This window comes from Streptomyces stelliscabiei (assembly GCF_014873495.1).
GTDB classification, from domain to species: domain Bacteria; phylum Actinomycetota; class Actinomycetes; order Streptomycetales; family Streptomycetaceae; genus Streptomyces; species Streptomyces bottropensis.
On sequence record NZ_JADBGF010000001.1, the window covers coordinates 884,536 to 901,024 of the forward strand.

General features: G+C 71.7%; 19 protein-coding genes. 9 read left to right on the plus strand and 10 right to left on the minus strand.

The features are described from left to right. Positions 1–15 precede the first annotated feature (15 nt). From H4687_RS03815 to H4687_RS03840, 6 genes are all read right to left on the minus strand, one after another. The gene (locus tag H4687_RS03815; RefSeq protein WP_046915654.1) at positions 16–1,104 is read right to left on the minus strand and encodes an NADH-quinone oxidoreductase subunit B family protein; all 1,089 of its coding nucleotides are present in this window, start codon (positions 1,102–1,104) and stop codon (positions 16–18) included. A gap of 138 nt (positions 1,105–1,242) precedes the next feature. Next, positions 1,243–2,976, minus strand: coding sequence for a hydrogenase maturation protein (locus tag H4687_RS03820; RefSeq protein WP_046915655.1), 1,734 nt, complete (start codon positions 2,974–2,976; stop codon positions 1,243–1,245). Positions 2,977–3,174: 198 nt separating this feature from the next. Continuing rightward, positions 3,175–3,432 carry a hypothetical protein gene (locus tag H4687_RS03825; RefSeq protein WP_046915656.1) on the minus strand — a complete coding sequence of 86 codons (258 nt, stop codon included), beginning with the start codon at positions 3,430–3,432 and terminating at the stop codon, positions 3,175–3,177. Beyond that, positions 3,419–3,733 carry a DUF6400 family protein gene (locus tag H4687_RS03830; protein ID WP_046915657.1) on the minus strand — a complete coding sequence of 105 codons (315 nt, stop codon included), beginning with the start codon at positions 3,731–3,733 and terminating at the stop codon, positions 3,419–3,421. The genes H4687_RS03825 and H4687_RS03830 overlap by 14 nt, the downstream gene beginning before the upstream one ends. Positions 3,734–3,786: 53 nt before the next feature. Further along, a complete protein-coding gene (locus tag H4687_RS03835; RefSeq protein ID WP_046915658.1) occupies positions 3,787–4,404 on the minus strand; it encodes a TOPRIM nucleotidyl transferase/hydrolase domain-containing protein in 618 nt (205 codons plus the stop codon). Positions 4,405–4,553: 149 nt separating this feature from the next. Further along, positions 4,554–5,003: a hypothetical protein gene (locus H4687_RS03840; protein ID WP_046915659.1), complete on the minus strand. Its 450-nt coding sequence runs from the start codon at positions 5,001–5,003 to the stop codon at positions 4,554–4,556. Positions 5,004–5,297: 294 nt separating this feature from the next. Here H4687_RS03840 and modA point away from each other — a divergent pair, with 294 nt between their 5' ends. The 9 genes from modA to H4687_RS03885 all read left to right on the plus strand — a co-directional run bounded on the left by modA (position 5,298) and on the right by H4687_RS03885 (position 14,487). Further along, positions 5,298–6,122 carry a molybdate ABC transporter substrate-binding protein gene (modA, locus tag H4687_RS03845; RefSeq protein ID WP_046915660.1) on the plus strand — a complete coding sequence of 275 codons (825 nt, stop codon included), beginning with the start codon at positions 5,298–5,300 and terminating at the stop codon, positions 6,120–6,122. Then, positions 6,119–6,985: a molybdate ABC transporter permease subunit gene (gene modB, locus H4687_RS03850; RefSeq protein ID WP_046915661.1), complete on the plus strand. Its 867-nt coding sequence runs from the start codon at positions 6,119–6,121 to the stop codon at positions 6,983–6,985. The genes modA and modB overlap by 4 nt, the downstream gene beginning before the upstream one ends. Continuing rightward, positions 6,982–8,082: an ABC transporter ATP-binding protein gene (locus tag H4687_RS03855; protein ID WP_078907489.1), complete on the plus strand. Its 1,101-nt coding sequence runs from the start codon at positions 6,982–6,984 to the stop codon at positions 8,080–8,082. The genes modB and H4687_RS03855 overlap by 4 nt, the downstream gene beginning before the upstream one ends. A 105-nt stretch (positions 8,083–8,187) precedes the next feature. Then, positions 8,188–9,396: an MFS transporter gene (locus tag H4687_RS03860; protein WP_046915662.1), complete on the plus strand. Its 1,209-nt coding sequence runs from the start codon at positions 8,188–8,190 to the stop codon at positions 9,394–9,396. 591 nt (positions 9,397–9,987) lie between these two features. Beyond that, positions 9,988–10,509 (plus strand): toxin-antitoxin system HicB family antitoxin, encoded by a 522-nt coding sequence (locus H4687_RS03865; RefSeq protein ID WP_046915663.1) that lies wholly within the window; start codon positions 9,988–9,990, stop codon positions 10,507–10,509. 83 nt (positions 10,510–10,592) lie between these two features. Continuing rightward, positions 10,593–11,447, plus strand: coding sequence for a DUF4097 family beta strand repeat-containing protein (locus H4687_RS03870; protein WP_046915664.1), 855 nt, complete (start codon positions 10,593–10,595; stop codon positions 11,445–11,447). Between the two features lie 83 nt (positions 11,448–11,530). Continuing rightward, positions 11,531–12,565, plus strand: a complete 1,035-nt coding sequence (locus H4687_RS03875; protein ID WP_192781645.1) for an ATP-binding cassette domain-containing protein — start codon at positions 11,531–11,533, stop codon at positions 12,563–12,565. Then, positions 12,562–13,347: an ABC transporter permease gene (locus H4687_RS03880; RefSeq protein WP_192781646.1), complete on the plus strand. Its 786-nt coding sequence runs from the start codon at positions 12,562–12,564 to the stop codon at positions 13,345–13,347. Before H4687_RS03875 ends, H4687_RS03880 begins: the two co-directional genes overlap by 4 nt. A 309-nt stretch (positions 13,348–13,656) precedes the next feature. Continuing rightward, complete coding sequence (locus tag H4687_RS03885) at positions 13,657–14,487, plus strand: class I SAM-dependent methyltransferase (protein WP_046913776.1); 831 nt, start codon at positions 13,657–13,659, stop codon at positions 14,485–14,487. Between the two features lie 254 nt (positions 14,488–14,741). Here H4687_RS03885 and H4687_RS03890 read toward each other — a convergent pair whose 3' ends face one another. The 4 genes from H4687_RS03890 to H4687_RS03905 form a co-directional block, all read right to left on the minus strand. Further along, complete coding sequence (locus H4687_RS03890; RefSeq protein ID WP_167358644.1) at positions 14,742–14,888, minus strand: hypothetical protein; 147 nt, start codon at positions 14,886–14,888, stop codon at positions 14,742–14,744. A gap of 15 nt (positions 14,889–14,903) precedes the next feature. Then, a complete protein-coding gene (locus tag H4687_RS46175; RefSeq protein ID WP_225966588.1) occupies positions 14,904–15,062 on the minus strand; it encodes a hypothetical protein in 159 nt (52 codons plus the stop codon). Positions 15,063–15,150: 88 nt separating this feature from the next. Beyond that, positions 15,151–15,822: a hypothetical protein gene (locus tag H4687_RS03900; protein ID WP_046913775.1), complete on the minus strand. Its 672-nt coding sequence runs from the start codon at positions 15,820–15,822 to the stop codon at positions 15,151–15,153. Positions 15,823–15,879: 57 nt separating this feature from the next. Next, positions 15,880–16,341, minus strand: a complete 462-nt coding sequence (locus tag H4687_RS03905) for a VOC family protein (RefSeq protein WP_046913774.1) — start codon at positions 16,339–16,341, stop codon at positions 15,880–15,882. Positions 16,342–16,489: the final 148 nt, after the last annotated feature.

Sequence of the window (16,489 nt, forward strand, 5' to 3'; positions counted from 1 at the left end):
GCTAGGCGCCGCGGTTCACCAAGGGGGCCGGTATCCGGTGGTGATCTTGTCTCCGGTACGGCGCCACTTGGGCTCCTTGTCCACGGTCTTGGCGGTGATGGAGCGCAGCTTGCGCACGACGGCGCCATAGGCCCCGCTGGCGCCGCTCGACACCTTGGCGCCGGGAGGTTCGTCCATGAACGGCATGAACTTGTCGGGGAATCCGGGCATGGTGCAGGCGATGCAGATGCCGCCGACGTTCGGGCAGCCGCCGATCCCGTTCATCCAGCCGCGCTTGGGCACGTTGCACTTGACGACGGGGCCCCAGCAGCCGAGCTTGACCAGGCACGTCGGCGAGTCGTACGACAGGGCGAACTGGCCCTGTTCGTAGTAGCCCGCGCGGTCGCAGCCCTCGTGCACGGTGGCCCCGAACAGCCAGGTGGGGCGCAGTTTGTCGTCCAGCGGGATCATCGGGGCGGAGCCGGCCGCCTGGTAGAGCAGGTAGGTGAGCGTCTCGGAGAAGTTGTCGGGCTGGATGGGGCAGCCCGGGACGCACACGATGGGGATGCCGGCGTGGGACTTCCAGTCCCAGCCGAGGTAGTCCGGCACGCCCATCGCGCCGGTGGGGTTGCCGGCCATGGCGTGGATGCCGCCGTAGGTGGCGCAGGTGCCGATGGCGACGACCGCGAGCGCCTTCGGGGCGAGCCGGTCGATCCACTCGCTGGTGGTGATCGGCTGGCCGGTCTCCGGGTTGTCGCCGAAGCCGCACCAGTAGCCCTCGGGCTTGATCGCCTCGTTGGGGATGGAGCCCTCGACGACCAGGACGAACGGGTCGATCTCGCCCCGTTCCCCCTTGAAGAACCACTCGATGAACGTGTCCGAGCCGCCGATCGGACCGCACTCGAAGTCGATGAGCGGCCAGTGGACGGCGATCTTCGGCAGCCCTGGCAGCACACCGAGCACGATCTCCTCGATGCTGGGCTGCATGGCCGCCGTCAGCGCGACCGAGTCACCGTCGCAGCTCAGGCCCGCGTTGATCCAGAGAATGTGGATCGTGGGCGCCTCGTCGGCGGGCGCGCCGCCCGCGTTCGTGGCATCGACCGTTGCCGGCGTCGCCTCAGTCATGGGACCGCCTCCTGGGGAGGTAAGGGATGAAAGCCTCTTTTTCGGCCTTCGCTCCTCTTCGTAGCAGCCGTGCGGCCGCGATGGGACACCGACGGGGGCCGTTCCGGTGACACCGGCGCCCCTGCCGACCGGGCCCGTTCACGCAACCGGGACGGGACCGAGGTGCGGCGGGGTGCGGGCCGGCCGCACCTTGTGGACGAAGGCGCGGCGCAGCGCGTGGTACGGCGCGTCCGCGTCGTCGAAGGTCCGGCGCATCCGTGCCAGCTCCTGTGCGCGGAACCCGGCCAGCGGGGTCGTGCTCTCCAGCCGGTCCAGCTCCGTCTTCTTCACGGTGATCCGGGACGCCGTGGCCGGAAGCGACGCCAGACGCGCCGACAGCGCGGCCACCTCCCCCGCGAATCCGCCGGGACCGCTGTCGACGACCCGGTCGACGAGCCCGAGACGCAGCGCGCTCGCCGAGCCGACCGGCAGCGCCTCCCGCATGAGCCGTTCGGCCGTCGCGGAACCCACCCGGCGCGGCAGCGTGTACGTCCAGTACTCCGAGCCGTACAGGCCCATCAGCCGGTAGTGCGGGTTCAGCACGGCTCCCGCGCGGCACCACACCTCGTCGGCGGCCAGGGCGAGCATCACGCCCCCTGCCGCGGCGTTGCCCGCGACGGCCGCGACCACCAGACGGTCGGTCGTGGTCAGGACCGCCTCGACCAGGTCGTCGATGGCGTTGATGTTCGCCCAGGACTCGGCGGCGGGCTCGGCGGCGGCCTCGATGACGTTCAGGTGGATCCCGTTGGAGAAGAAGTCCCGCTCGCCGCCCAGCACCAGCACCGAGGTGGGCCGCGCGCACGCTTCCCGGTAGGCGTCCAGCAGCCGGCGGCACTGCCGCGTGCTCATGGCCCCGCCGGGGAAGGAGAACGACAGGAAGCCGACGTGCCCCTCCTCCCGGTAGCGGATGTCCGCCCAGGTCAGGCCCCGTACCTCGGGGAGTCGGGGCAGGGCCTGTTCGGGCAGCGGCGGCAGCCGGTCGCCCAGCGCCGACACGGCGGGGAGTTTGAAGGTGGGCGGCTGTCCCGGCCCGCGCCGGGGCCGCAGCTCGGGGATCCACACCGCGCCGTCCGTGGTGGCCCGGCAGACCGCCCCGGCCCGGGTGGCCAGCAGCTCGCCCGGACGGCCGCGCAGCTCGCCCTCGGGGTGACCGCCGTGCAGGTACCACTCGCCGCCGAGCAACTCGTCCAGCACCCCGGGCTGCGAGTCGGCCGCGCGCAGCTTGCGCAGGACGTCCCGGGTGGATTCCTCGGCCCAGTCGATCCGCCGGACGCTCTGGTCGAGGTACGGACGTGTGCGCGACCGTGAGCGGGGGGCGGGCGCCTCGGGGTGGGCGGCGGTCGGGTCGGCCGCGTCCTGCGCGCGCGGCCTGTAGGTGCCCCCGGCGAAGCGCTCCACCGCGAGCACGACGGCCTCGATCGCGGCATCGGCGATCTCGCCCCGGTACAGCTCGCTCTTGGACACCTGCGGAACGCGGCACGCCACGGAGGCCCACACGTCACCGGCGTCCATCTCCCCGTCGGCCTGCAGGACGGTGACACCCCACTCGTCCACGCCGTCGTGGATGGCCCAGTCCAGGGAGGACGGTCCCCGGTCGCCCACGGGTCCGGGATGGACGATCAGGCAGGTGTGGGCCGACCACACCTCCTCGGGGATCGCCGTTTTCAGCATCGGCGCGATGATGAGCCGCGGCGCGTGCCGTCGCACGACGTCGGCCAACGGGCTGTCCGGCAGGGCGAGTTCGACGGCCACGGTGTGGCCGCGGTCGCGCAGTTCGGCGTGGGTGCGCTGGGTAAGACTGTTGAACGCGCTGGCTAGGAGCAGGATGTGCACGGCTGCCTCCGGGCGGACGAACGGCAGCAGGGATGACCGCCGACCGAGATCCTCGGCCCTGGCGGCCCGCCGCCCCCGGCGACAGACGGTGAGGTCATCCGAAAAGCGGGCGCCCATCGGCCGTCCGGCCTCACCCGGCACCCGCCCGCGACGGCTCGGCGGGCCCGGCTCACCGAGCCGGCCGCCGCCCGCGCACGATCAGTGTCGACGCAGGCCGCTGGTGATGCGCTCCCACGGGGAGCGGGTGGCGCCGAAATGGGTCTCGTGGGTCCAGATGTGGGTGCACGAACGGCACTGCAGATGGAGCAGGCTGCCGACGTTCGACAGCAGATAGCGCCAGTGCTCGGAGCAGGTGCGGCCCTGCTCACAGGTGTCGCATCCGCGCCGGTCGTCGCAGTTGGGGCAGGCCACCCAGGCGCGCCGGCCGATGTCGGCCTGCGGGTCAAGCGGCAGCATGGCCGTCTCCTCTCCGCGGCAGGACACCGGCCGCGACCAGGTCGTCGTACACGCGCTGCTGCTCCGCGTCGAGACCGGAGTACAGCAGTGCGTACGCCGCTTCCTCGCCGCGCAGCGCGGCGAGGGGGTCCCAGTCGGCGCCGAGGGCGTCCAGGACGTGCGCGCGCCGGAGCATCTCGTGTGCGCTCAGGTCGATGACCAGATCGGTCGTCGGGGAGGCGTGGGGACGTTCCGCGGCGGGGTCGTTCGCCGCGGCGGGTTCGTCCGGTTCGCCGGGAAGGGCGCGGCCGTGGTGGGACATGCGACCGAACGTAGGTAAGCGTTCCCGGCCCCGGCAAGAGCAGGTGGGAGAAGTCACAGGTCGGCGAAGAGGTCGTCCAGTGGGGCGGGCACCTGGTCGGGGGTGAGGGCTTCGACGAGGAGGCGGCCGTAGCGGATCTTGCGGCCCTTCTTCGTGCCGAGGAAGCGGCGCAGTTGCCGGTGCCGGGAACGGCCGTGCTGGGCGGGCTGCCGGACGAAGGTCTGCCAGGCACGCAGTTCGTCCTCGGCCTCGACGATCTGCTCGACGCGCGCGGTGCCCAGCGCACGGATCAGCTCGTCCTCCAGGTCCGCCGCGCAGACGTGGACGCTCGGGCGGGGTGTCCAGGCCGGGTCGAGGCCCCGGTCGTAGAAGGGTTTCTCGCGCTCGTCGCACAGCCCGATCAGACGCAGGCCGAGGCCCGGCGCTCCGAGGAGCCCCGCATAGCGTCCGACGCTCATCGCCCCGCCCATCGACACCACGCTCACTCCCTCGGCGGCCAGGTCACGACCCCGGCGGTCGGCCAGTGCCTCGACGGCCGCGAGGTCGCTCAGCCCTTCCAGCAGGACCGCCGTGCGCACCCCCAGCAGCTCCGCCAGCTCCCTCGCCGGCCCACCGGGACCACCGGCAGCCCAGCTCGCGACCTCGTCCCGGAACATGCGCATGTCGACCATGTCAAGGAGTCTCCTCCGTACGCCGACGGCCGCGCACCCGAATTCCACCGTGAGAACCCGCACCGCCGGCGGCTCTGAGCACCTTCCCGGGCGACGTCGGACCACGGGGAAGCGGCGGTGCGGGGACTCTGAGCGGTCGAGCTGCCGGATCAGCGGACCTCGGTGGTCCGGTGCTCCTTCAGGGACGCGCAGTTGGAGTTCTCCACGTTCACGTACACGTTGGCGATGTTGCCGCCCCAGCTCACGCAGTAGCCCTTGCCGTAGACGTAGGCCGGTCCGGCGAACGACGTGTAGCTGCCGAAGTCGTCGTCGAACTCGTCGGTGGCGGGGACGTAGATGTACGTGGACATGTTCTTGGCCGTGCCCGGGTTGGTGCGGATCGTCGCCACGCAGTTCTTGCCGTTCTTGGCGTTGTACGTCAGGTAGACGGTGCCCAGCGTTCCGACGGGCGCGGAGTTGACCGTCTTGTAGGCACTGCCGCAGACGCCCTGCGGGGTGACGTTGGGTGCGGCGGACGCGGTCGTGCTGAACGCGGTCCCGGCGCCGACCGCCAGTGCCGCTAAGGCACCGACAGTCGCGACATGACGCATCTTTCGCATATTTCCCCCTTGGGTCCTTGGGAGCCCTTTGCTCCCACTTGATGTGACCCTCGGGCGGGACGGATGGTTGCCCCGGGTCTGCCAGGAATTTCTTGACGGCCGCCGACAGGCAGGGCGCAAGGCCGCGCACCTCCCGCATGGCCGCACCCGGCACCATCACCGTCCCGATTCAGGAATACGCACATGCCACCTCAGCACATCTCTCATCTTGCTCATGCGAAGCTACAGGCGCTATCACCATCGCATCTGCGGCAGAATAGGGAATCCGTCTGGAGCTGAGGAAATGGACCCGTGATGCCCCGAACCGCCCGCCGGACCCGCCGATCGACGCGGGCGGCCGCCCTGGGGGCGACCGCGCTGCTCGCGCTCAGCGCATGCTCGTCGTCCGACGACTCGACCACCGCGACGTCGGACTCCTCCTCCGCCTCGTCGTCGGACGAGGTGCGCGGGACGGTGACCGTGTTCGCGGCCGCGTCACTGAAGGAGAGCTTCACGACCCTGGGGAAGCGGTTCGAGGAGGAGCACCCGGGCACGAAGGTCACCTTCAGTTTCGGCGGCAGTGACTCCCTCGCCGCGAGCATCACCGGCGGCGCTCCGGCGGACGTGTTCGCCTCGGCCAGCCCGAAGACGATGGAGATCGTGACGGACGCGGGGGACGCGTCGGGGACACCCACGACCTTCGTCCGCAACCAGCTGGAGATCGCCACCACGCCGGGCAACCCCGACGGGATCGACTCCCTCAGGGACCTCACCGGGTCGGGCCTGAAGGTCGTGCTCTGCGACAGGGCGGTGCCCTGCGGTGCCGCCGCCCAGAAGGCTCTGGACGCCGCCGGGCTGAAGCTCACCCCCGTCTCCTACGAACAGGACGTCAAGGCCGCGCTGACGAAGGTCGAGCTGAAGGAGGCCGACGCCGCCGTCGTCTACAAGACCGATGTGCGCGCGGCAGATGGCAAGGTGGAGGGCGTGGAGTTCCCCGAATCCGCCGACGCCGTCAACGACTACCCGATCGTCCGGCTCAAGGACGCCCCGAACGCCGAGGCCGCCGAGGCGTTCATCGCGCTGGTGCGGTCCGCCGAGGGCCGACGGGTTTTGACCGGGGCGGGGTTCCTCAAGCCGTGACCCTCCCGACCGGCAGGTCCGACGCCGCGGCCGACACCCTCCGGGACGGGCCGCGGCGTCGGCGCGTCCGCACCGGCGAGAGCGGCCGAGGCGTGCCCCTGCCGCTGCTGGTGCCCGCGCTGATCGGCCTGGCCTTTCTGATCGTGCCTCTGGTCGCGTTGCTGGTACGGGCCCCGTGGCGCAGCCTGCCCGAGCTGCTGACCAGCGCCGAGGTGTGGCAGGCGCTGCGCCTGTCCCTGGTGTGCGCCACCGCCGCCACCGTGGTGAGCCTGGTCATCGGTGTGCCGCTGGCCTGGCTGCTGGCCCGCGTCGAGTTCCCCGGACGCGGCCTCGTCCGGGCGCTCGTCACCCTGCCGCTCGTGCTGCCCCCGGTGGTCGGCGGCGTGGCGCTGCTGATGGCACTCGGCCGCAACGGCGTCGTCGGGCGGTGGCTGGACTCCTGGTTCGGGATCACGCTGCCGTTCACCACGGCGGGGGTGGTGGTCGCGGAGGCGTTCGTCGCGATGCCCTTCCTCGTCATCAGCGTCGAGGGCACGCTGCGCGCCGCCGACCCACGTTTCGAGGAGGCGGCCGCCACGCTCGGCGCCTCCCGCTTCACGGCCTTCCGCCGGGTCACGCTGCCGCTGATCGCGCCGGGCATCGCGGCGGGCGCGGTGCTGGCCTGGGCGCGGGCGCTGGGCGAGTTCGGCGCGACGATCACCTTCGCCGGCAACTTCCCCGGCCGTACCCAGACCATGCCGCTGGCCGTGTACCTGGCCCTGCAGAGCGACCCGGAGGCCGCCATCGCCCTCAGTCTGGTCCTGCTCGCCGTCTCCGTCGCGGTGCTGGCGGGCCTGCGCGACCGCTGGATGACAGCGAGATGACCGAGCCCCGTCCCATGCCGGACTCCCCCACCCACGGCCCACGGGCCGACGCCTGCGGGCAGGGCCTCGACGCCCACCTCGTCGTCGAGCGCGGAGCATTCCGCCTCGACATCGCGCTGACTGTCGCACCGGGTGAGGTCGTCGCCCTGCTGGGCCCGAACGGCGCCGGGAAGACCACCGCCCTGCGCGCCCTGGCGGGTCTCACCCCGCTCAGCGGCGGCCGTCTGCGACTGGACGGCACGGCGCTGGAGCGTACGCCGCCGGAGTCCCGGCCGGTCGGCGTCGTCTTCCAGGACTACCTGCTGTTCCCCCACCTGACCGCACTGGACAACGTGGCCTTCGGGCCCCGCTGCCGGGGCGCCGGCAAGGCGGCGGCCCGGGCCACCGCCGCCGCGTGGCTGGACCGCCTGGGGCTCGCCGACCACGCCGGCACCAGGCCACGCAAGCTGTCCGGCGGCCAGGCCCAGCGTGTCGCCCTGGCTCGCGCGCTGGCCACCCGCCCCCGTCTGCTGCTGCTGGACGAGCCGCTGGCGGCGCTGGACGCGCGCACCCGTCTGGAGGTCCGCTCCCGACTCCGGCGGCATCTGGCCGAGTTCGAGGCCGTCGCCGTCCTGGTCACGCACGACCCGCTCGACGCGATGGTGCTGGCGGACCGGCTGGTCGTCGTCGAGGAGGGCCGGGTCGTCCAGGAGGGCGCCCCGTCCCACATCGCCCGTCACCCCCGCACGGACTACGTCGCCCAGCTGGTCGGCCTGAACCTCTACCGGGGCGAGGCCGACGGTCACACCGTCCGCCTCGACTCCGGCCCCTCCATCACCACCACGGAAGTGCTGTCCGGCCCGGCCTTCGTGGTGTTCCCGCCGAGCGCGGTCACGCTGTACCGGGACCGCCCGACCGGCGCCAGCGCCCGCAACCTCTGGCGCTGCGCGGTCGCGGGCCTGGAGACCCACGGCGACCGGATCCGCGCCGACCTCGCGGGAGAGCTGCCGCTCGCCGCGGACCTGACCACGGTCGCCGCCGCCGAACTCGGCCTCCACCCGGGCGCGGAGGTGTGGGCGGCGGTGAAAGCGATGCAGACGCACGCCTATCCCGTGTGAGGCGGCATACGGGCGGGTGGGCACCGTGCCGGAAGCGTCGGGGCGCGTGCACCGAGTTGGCGCGCCGGGTGAGTCTCGGCGGCGGGCGCGGTTACCTTCGGCGGTATGGACGGTGATGTTGGACGCCGGCGCCGGTGCCTGCTCGGCGGGGCGGTGTTCGCCGTCTGTATGGCCGGCACGACCCTGCCGACCCCCCTCTACGGCCTCTACCAGGAGAAGTTCGGCTTCTCCGAGCTGACGGTCACCGTGGTCTACGCCGTCTACGCCTTCGGGGTCATCGGGGTGCTGCTGCTGGCGGGCAACGCCTCGGACTCCGTGGGCAGGCGTCCGGTGCTGCTGTGGGGCCTGGGATTCGCGGCCGCGAGCGCCGTCTGTTTCCTCTGCGCGACCGCGCTGGGCTGGCTGTACGCCGGGCGCCTGCTGTTGGGGCTGTCCGCCGGCCTGTTCACCGGGGCCGCCACGGCGTACGTGATGGAGTTGGCGCCGCCCGGCGGGGCCTCGCGGGCCACGTTCGTGGCCACCGCCGCGAACATGGGCGGGCTCGGCTGCGGCCCGCTGCTCGCCGGGGTGCTCGCGCAGTACGCCGACCACCCGCTGTATCTGCCGTTCGCCGTCCACCTCGCCCTGGTCGCCTGCTCGGCCGTCGTCCTGCTGCGGCTTCCGGAGACCGTACGGGAGATCCGGCCGCTGAGCACCGTACGGCCGCAACGGCCCAGCCTGCCCCCTCGGGTACGGGCGGTCTTCGGGCCGGCTGCGGCCGCCTCCTTCGTCGGCTTCGCCCTGTTCGGGGTGTTCACCTCGGTCAGCCCCGCCTTCCTGGCCCAGTCCCTGGACGTCCACAACCACGCGGTGAGCGGGCTGGTGGTCGCCCTGGCCTTCTTCTCCTCGACCGCCGGGCAGCTGGCCGTCGGCCGGGCCGGCATGAGCCGGTCACTGCCCCTCGGCTGCGCCGGGCTCCTCGCCGGGCTGGCGCTGCTGGCCGGCGCTCTGCGGTGGGACCTGCTGCCGCTGGTGGTGCTGAGCGCCGTCGTCGGCGGGGTGGGCCAGGGGCTGGCGTTTCGCGGAGCGCTCTCCGCCGTGGCCACCGCCTCCGAGGCGGACCGGCGCGCGGCTGTGATCTCGGCACTGTTCGTGGTGGCCTACACGGGTATCTCGGTGCCGGTCATCGGCGTGGGACTGCTGGCGGAACCGCTGGGCCTGGAGGGTGCCGGGCTGGTGTTCATCGCGTGCATGGCGCTTCTGGTGTCGATCGCGGGCGTCTACCTGCTGCGGCGGCCGGTACCGGCGCCCTCCGAGGCCGACGGCCGGCGCTGACCGCGTTCGTCCTGGGGGCGGGGACGGGTTCTCGCCGCAGGCGGATGGCGGTGCCGCAGGGGGTGGCGGCGCCACAGGCGCTCAAGTGGGTCGCCGACGCGTGGCCTGTGCGGCCTGTGCGGCCTGTGCGGCCTGTGCCAGCAAGCCGGGTCGGGCCGGGATCCGGCTCGGCAGGGATTCGGCTCGGCTCGCCCGACCGCCGCCCACCTGCCGGGGCGGGCGGGCCGCGGGCAGCGGGCCGCCGGCGCCGGCCGCCGCTGGCAGGACTGCTCGACGCCCGTGTCGCGAACCGTCGCAGAAGCTTCCCAGCCGCTCCTCCAGCCGGGCATGTCCTCGCGGGCTCGTCCCACGACGCGGGAAGCCCACCGGTGCCTGCGCTCGGTCGGCGGCGGACTGCGCCAGGCATGGCACTCTCTGGCGCCACTTGGCGCCATCTCGCGCCACTCCAGGCACCGACGAGGACGTGGCGCCACAGCGGCCCTCTTCGACGCCATCACGTTTTCGCAGATCAGAGACCTCTTCATCTCCGCCGAGCGAAAAAGGTCGCGAGGAGACTTGCGCATGGAGCCACTATGGCGCCATGATGGCGTCATGGACCTCACGCCGTATGTCGACACCCTCCGCCGCGAACTCGCGGTGGCCGCCGAAGCCGGCGGCGAAGAAGCACGCGAGCTGGCCGAGCGGCTCACCGCCCCCCTGGAGTCGGCGACCCGGCTGACCATGCTCAACGTGCTCTCCGCCGCGATGGACGAGATCACCCGCGAACTCGCCCCCGGGTCGGTCGACGTACGGCTGCGCGGGCTGGACCCCGACTTCGTCGTGACACCACCGCCCCTCCACGGCGGCGCGCCCGCCGAACCGGCCGCCGCCGTGGAACCGCTGCCCCCCGCGCACCCGGCCGACGGGGACGAGGGCGGCACCGCCCGCGTCAATCTGCGTCTGCCCACCCAGCTCAAGGCCCGCGCCGAGGAGGCCGCGAACCGCGAGGGGCTGTCGGTCAACGCGTGGCTGGTGCGCACCGTGTCCGCCGCGGTCGACGGCGGCGCCCGGCCGACGCGTACGACCGAGCGGGCCCGGACCGTCGGACAGAGCTTCACGGGCTGGGTGCGCTGACCGCACCCTCCGCCCGCACCACTTCACCCACACCACGTCCCACCAGCGGGGACGACCCAAGAACCCATGAGGACGGGACAGCCATGCCTTCTTTCGACACTCCCGAACCGATCGCGGCCACGGCGCACGTGGAGGCCGGTTCCATCCAGTTCACCGCGGGCGACCGCCTCGACACCGTCGTCGAGGTGCGGCCCCGTGACCCGAAGAAGGACCTGGACGTGCGGACGGCCGACCAGACCGAGGCCACCTACGCGAGCGGTGTACTGACCGTCCGGACACCGAAGCCCAATCTGCTCGGTCTCGGCATCGGCCGTACCGGCACCGTGGACGTGACGGTCGAACTGCCCACGGGCTCGCGCGTCGACATGACCGGCGCCTGGGTCCAGGTGCTCGGCGAAGGCCGGCTCGGCGAGGTCCGCGTGAAGACGTCCTCCGGCGACGTCCGCCTCGACACGACCGGCCCCCTGCACCTGACCGCCTCGCACGGCTCGATCACCGTGGACCGGGTGGAGGGCAGGGCCGAGATCACCACCAGTTCCGGCAGCATGCGCGTCGGCATCGTCGACGGTCCCGCCGTCCTGAAGAACTCGCACGGCACCACGACCGTGGGCGCCGCGACCGGCGAGCTGCGGGTGCGCGGGGCCAACGGCGACATCGACATCGCGCGCGCCGAGGACTCGGTCACCGCCGCCACCGCCCACGGCACCCTGCGCGTAGGCGACGTGGCACGCGGCACCGTCCAGCTGGAGACCTCCTACGGCGCCATCGAGGTCGGCATCCGCGAGGGCACCGCCGCCTGGCTCGACGTCAGCTCGAACTCCGGCCAGGTACGCAACACCCTCACCGCGTCCGAGACCCCGGACGGGACGGGGGACACCGTCGAGGTCCGCGCCCGCACCCGGTACGGAAACATCGACATCCGCCGCGCCAAGGCCTGACCTCTCAGCGGCTTCGGCCGCGCCCCCACGCTCCCCACACCACTTCAGCCTTCGAACGGGAGGGCACCATGCCTTCATCTGTCATGCCCACATCCAAAAACGGTGATGGCCGGGACGGTTCCCGGACGTCCACCGCGGCCTCCACGGCCGTCTCCGCCGTCGGTCTGCGCAAGTCCTACGGTGACAAGACCGTCCTCGACGGTATCGATCTGCGTATCCCGACCGGGTCCGTGTTCGCCCTGCTGGGGCAGAACGGTGCCGGCAAGACCACCGCCGTCAAGATCCTCTCGACCCTCGTCCCCTCCGACGGCGGCCGGGCCCAGGTCGCCGGCCACGACCTCACCGCCGACCCCCAGGCCGTACGCGCGGCCATCGGTGTCACCGGGCAGTTCTCCGCCGTCGACGGCCTGATCACCGGCGAGGAGAACATGCTCCTCATGGCCGACCTGCACCACCTGACCAAAGCCGAAGGACGACGCGTCGCGGCCGAACTCCTGGACCGCTTCGACCTCACCGACGCCGCGAAGAAACCCGCCTCCACCTACTCCGGCGGCATGAGACGCCGCCTCGACATCGCCATGACCCTCGTCGGCGACCCCCGCATCATCTTCCTCGACGAACCCACCACCGGCCTGGACCCCCGCTCCCGCCACACCATGTGGCAGATCATCCGCGAACTGGTCACCACCGGCGTCACCGTCCTGCTCACCACCCAGTACCTCGAAGAAGCCGACCAGCTCGCCGACCGCATCGCCGTCCTGCACAACGGCCACATCGCCGCCGAAGGAACCCCCGAACAGCTCAAACGCCTCGTCCCCGGCGGACACGTACGCCTGCGCTTCACCGACCCCACCGCCTACCGCACCGCCGCCACCGCACAGCCCCACGCCACCCGCGACGACGACGCCCTCGCCCTGCACCTGCCCAGCGACGGCACCCAGCGCGAACTGCGCGCCATCCTCGACCAGCTGCACACCGCCGGCATCGAGGCCGACGAACTCACCGTCCACACCCCCGACCTCGACGACGTCTTCTTCGCCCTCACCGCCGACACCACCCTCCCCACCCAGACCGCGCAGGCCACCGAGGCCACCCAGACCAAGGAGACCGTCCGATGAGTTCCCTCGCCCTCGCCGTCCGCGACTCCTCCACGATGCTGCGCCGCAACCTCCTGCACGCGCGCCGCTACCCGTCGCTCACCCTGAACCTGCTGCTCACGCCGATCATGCTGCTCCTGCTCTTCGTCTACATCTTCGGCGACGTGATGAGCGCCGGCATCGGAGGCAGCGACCGCTCCGACTACATCGCCTACATCGTCCCGGGCGTCCTGCTGATGACCATCGGCAGCAGCACGATCGGCACCGCGGTGTCCGTGTCGATGGACATGAACGAGGGCATCATCGCCCGCTTCCGCACCATGTCGATCCACCGCGGCTCCTTCCTCATCGGGCACGTCGTCGGCAGCGTGCTGCAGTCCCTCGCCAGCGTGGTCCTCGTGGGTGTGGTCGGCCTGGCCATCGGCTTCAGGTCCACGGACGCGACGCCCCTGGAGTGGCTGGCGGCGTTCGGGCTGCTCGCGCTGTTCGCCGTGGCGCTCACCTGGATCGCGGTCGGCATGGGCCTGGTCAGCCCGAACGTCGAGGCGGCCAGCAACAACGCGCTGCCACTCATCTTCCTGCCGCTCATCTCCAGCACCTTCGTGCCGATCGACGCGATGCCGGGCTGGTTCCGGCCGATCGCCGAGTACCAGCCCTTCACCCCGGCCATCGAGACCGTACGCGGCCTGCTCCTCGGCACCGAGATCGGCCACAACGGCTGGCTCGCCCTCGCCTGGTGCCTGGGCCTCTCCGCACTCGGCTACTTCTGGTCGAAGTCGGTGTTCAACCGCGGCCCCAAGTAGCCGCCACGACCACGCCGATCACCTCCCACAGCCCACCCCGCCCGAGGCGGCGTACACCGACACCACGTCGGAGTACGCCGCCTCGTGGCTGGTCCTGCCGGACAGCGAGGACGACGGAGCGCCGCCACATCGAACGACGGTGGATCTGGCTGGAAGGACCGCGGTCGTGAACCCTGGCCCTCGAGGGCCGCACGGCCCAGTCACGGCGCGCCTCGGCCGTGCGGGCGGGCGGGCCCCGGTGGAGGATCGGTGGGGTGGTGGCTTCGGTACGGTCGCCCGGCACACCCACGGCGTAAAGAGGCTGAACACATGGACGAACGCGCCACGGGCGACGGCCGCTACGGTGAAACCGTCTTCCGTCCGGAACAGACGGGTGAGGGTGAGCGGATCGACCTCGGCGCCCTCGCCTACGACGACATCACCATGGCTCGGCTGCGGGCACTCGGGGCGGGACCCGGATGGCGCTGTCTCGACGTGGGTGCCGGTACGGGCACGGTCTCGCGCCGGCTGCTGGACGAGGCTGGAGTGACGAGCGTCCTGGCCGTGGACCGCGACGTACGCTTCCTGCGCACCCAGCCCGTGCCGGGGCTGGACGTGCTGGAGGCCGACATCACCGCACCGGGCTTCGCCCCCGGCCGGTTCCGGCTCGTCCATGCGCGCTTCGTGCTCATGCACCTCGCCGAGCGCGACCGCCTGATCGCGGCCTTGGCCGAACTCCTCGCGCCCGGCGGTGTGCTGGTGCTCAGCGACGCGGTCGACCTGACCAGCGACCGGACGCCCGTGACGCCGTACACCACGGTCATGCGAGCGATGTGGCAGGGGCTGCGCGCCAGCATCGGCACCGATGTCTCCTGGGTCCCGTCCTACCCGCAGCTGCTGCGGGCGGCGGGCCTCACCTCCGTCGCGGCCGAGATCCATGTGCCGCCCCTGTTGCCGGGCGGTCCCCTCAGCCGCTTCTGGGCGGACACATGGGAGCGGAGCCGGGACGCCATGCTCGCCACCGGCCTGGTCGACGACCGGGCCGTCGACGCGGCGGTCCGGTACCTGGGCTCGGACGAATGCGCCGCGTTGTCGGCCGGCATGCTCACCGTCTGGGGGTGGAGACCGGCGAAGGAGGTCTCGCGTCCGGCGACGACGTGACCCACGCGCCTCGGCCACGTCGACGAAGGTCGCGCGGTCCGTCTCCTGACGTTGGCCGAAACTTGGCTGCCTGTCATGACCACCACCTGTGATGATCATTGCTTGTCCGCGGCCACGGGGGTCGCGGATGAGAGGGGGACCGACATGCGAGTGGCACGAGCGGGCGCAGGGATAACAGCCGTCAGCACCGCCGTTTTCGGGCTGGGTCTGGCTACCGCGGGCCCCGCCGCAGCGGCGGAGGGCAACTGGCGTGCCTACGGCAACACGAATCCGATCACGTCCAGCACCAGCACATGGCGTTGCGCCAGCACCGACAAGATCGCCGTCGACGTGTTCGCGCAAGCCTGTGCGATCAGATCGTCCGGCGGAACCGGTGTGCAGGGAGCTGTGATCGTGCGCAACGACCGATCCAGCCTCTACAACGTGTCGGCGCACATGGACCTGCGTACTTCCTCCGCCGGCCTGGGCAGTTGGAGGTGCGACTCGTCGGGGGTCGGGGCGAACTCCTGGTCGGTGTGTTTCGGAGAGACCGTCACCCAGAGCAGCCCGGTGAACTCGGCGGGGTTCGCCAACACCGCTTTCCTCGGCGTGTCACCGACTGTCTGAACCGGTTACCCAGGCCGGGGAACCGACCGTCGCGGCTCGCGGCAACCACGGATCGGGTCATCGCCCCGGCCGTCGGAAGTGGGCGTAGGGCGGATACGGCTTGAAGCAGACCAACACCTCCAGGGGGTGTCCGCCGCCGGGTGGCTGGACCAAGGCCGGGAGTGCCGTCATGAGTGTCGAGCGGCCCTTGGCGACACCCTTCTGCAGCGGGCCCCAGCCCGCCGCGTGGGCGAAGGACATGGCGGTTCCGGCGAAGACGTCCCGGCTGCCGAACAGGAAGAACGTTCGGGCGTGGGTGGCGTGCCGCAACTCGTCACGGTTGTCGGTCCGTTCGTGGCGTTCGCGCCAGGCGGTGGAGTCCCGGTCGGTGCGTGCCTCGTCGGTGTGGACGGTCAGAGGGGTGCCGTCGGTCAGCTTGCGGCGCAGCTCGGGCCATGCGCTGGGGCGCAGCCCGAGTGTGTGATGGGCCAGGACGAGGTCGACCAGCTCGCCCACACCCTCGTCGGGCGGCAGGCTGTCGCGCAGTGGTACGTGCACGATCGTGTGCCGGGAGTAGGCGGCGAAGGAGAACAGTCCCGCGAGTCGGTTCAGCCCGTCTTGGTCGCCGAGCAGCATGCCGATGGGCTCGGGAGCGCGCAGTGTGGTGTGGCGGAGGGGCTGTCCGGGTTGGACGACACGGTGCCGGCGGGGCCCGGTCCGGGGCCTGAACTGGCGCAGCCTCAGCCGCATATGGAGAACCTCATGGCCTCAGGATCGCGCTGTGCGCGTGACCTCGGCAACGGAGATTCAGTCGGGCATGGCCTCCCTGACCCGCTTCGCCATCTCCTCGGGCGGGACGTCCTCCACGTGCGTGGCGACATGCCACCGGTGACCGTAGGGGTCCTCGAACTGCCCGACCCGGTCGCCGTAGAACTCGTCCTTGACCGCGTTCACCTCGGTGGCTCCTCGGGCGAGGGCCTCGGCGAAGACCGCGTCCACGTCCTCGACGTACACATACAGGTGCACCGGTGTGCCGCCGAGTGACCTGGGTCCGCGGAACCCCAGCTCCGGGAACTCGTCCGCGACCATGACGACCGAGTTGCCGATCTGCAGTTCGGCATGGTGGACCTTGCCGTCCGGTGACGCCATCCGCATGCGTTCCGTGGCACCCAGGACAGCTACGTAGAAGTCGATCCCGGCCGCCGCGCCGTCGACACTGAGATACGGCGTGACGCGCGGGTCGTCCTCCGAGAAGGGCTTTGTGCTCACTGTCTGCCGCCTTCCGACAGGTGATGTCCGTTGCTGTGTTCGGAACCGTTCATCGCCGGCGCACAGCCAGTCTCGCCACCCCGATGGTTGCCGGGACACGGCACAAGCCTGTCACTCATCACGGGACCACGCAGCCAGACGGTGGCTA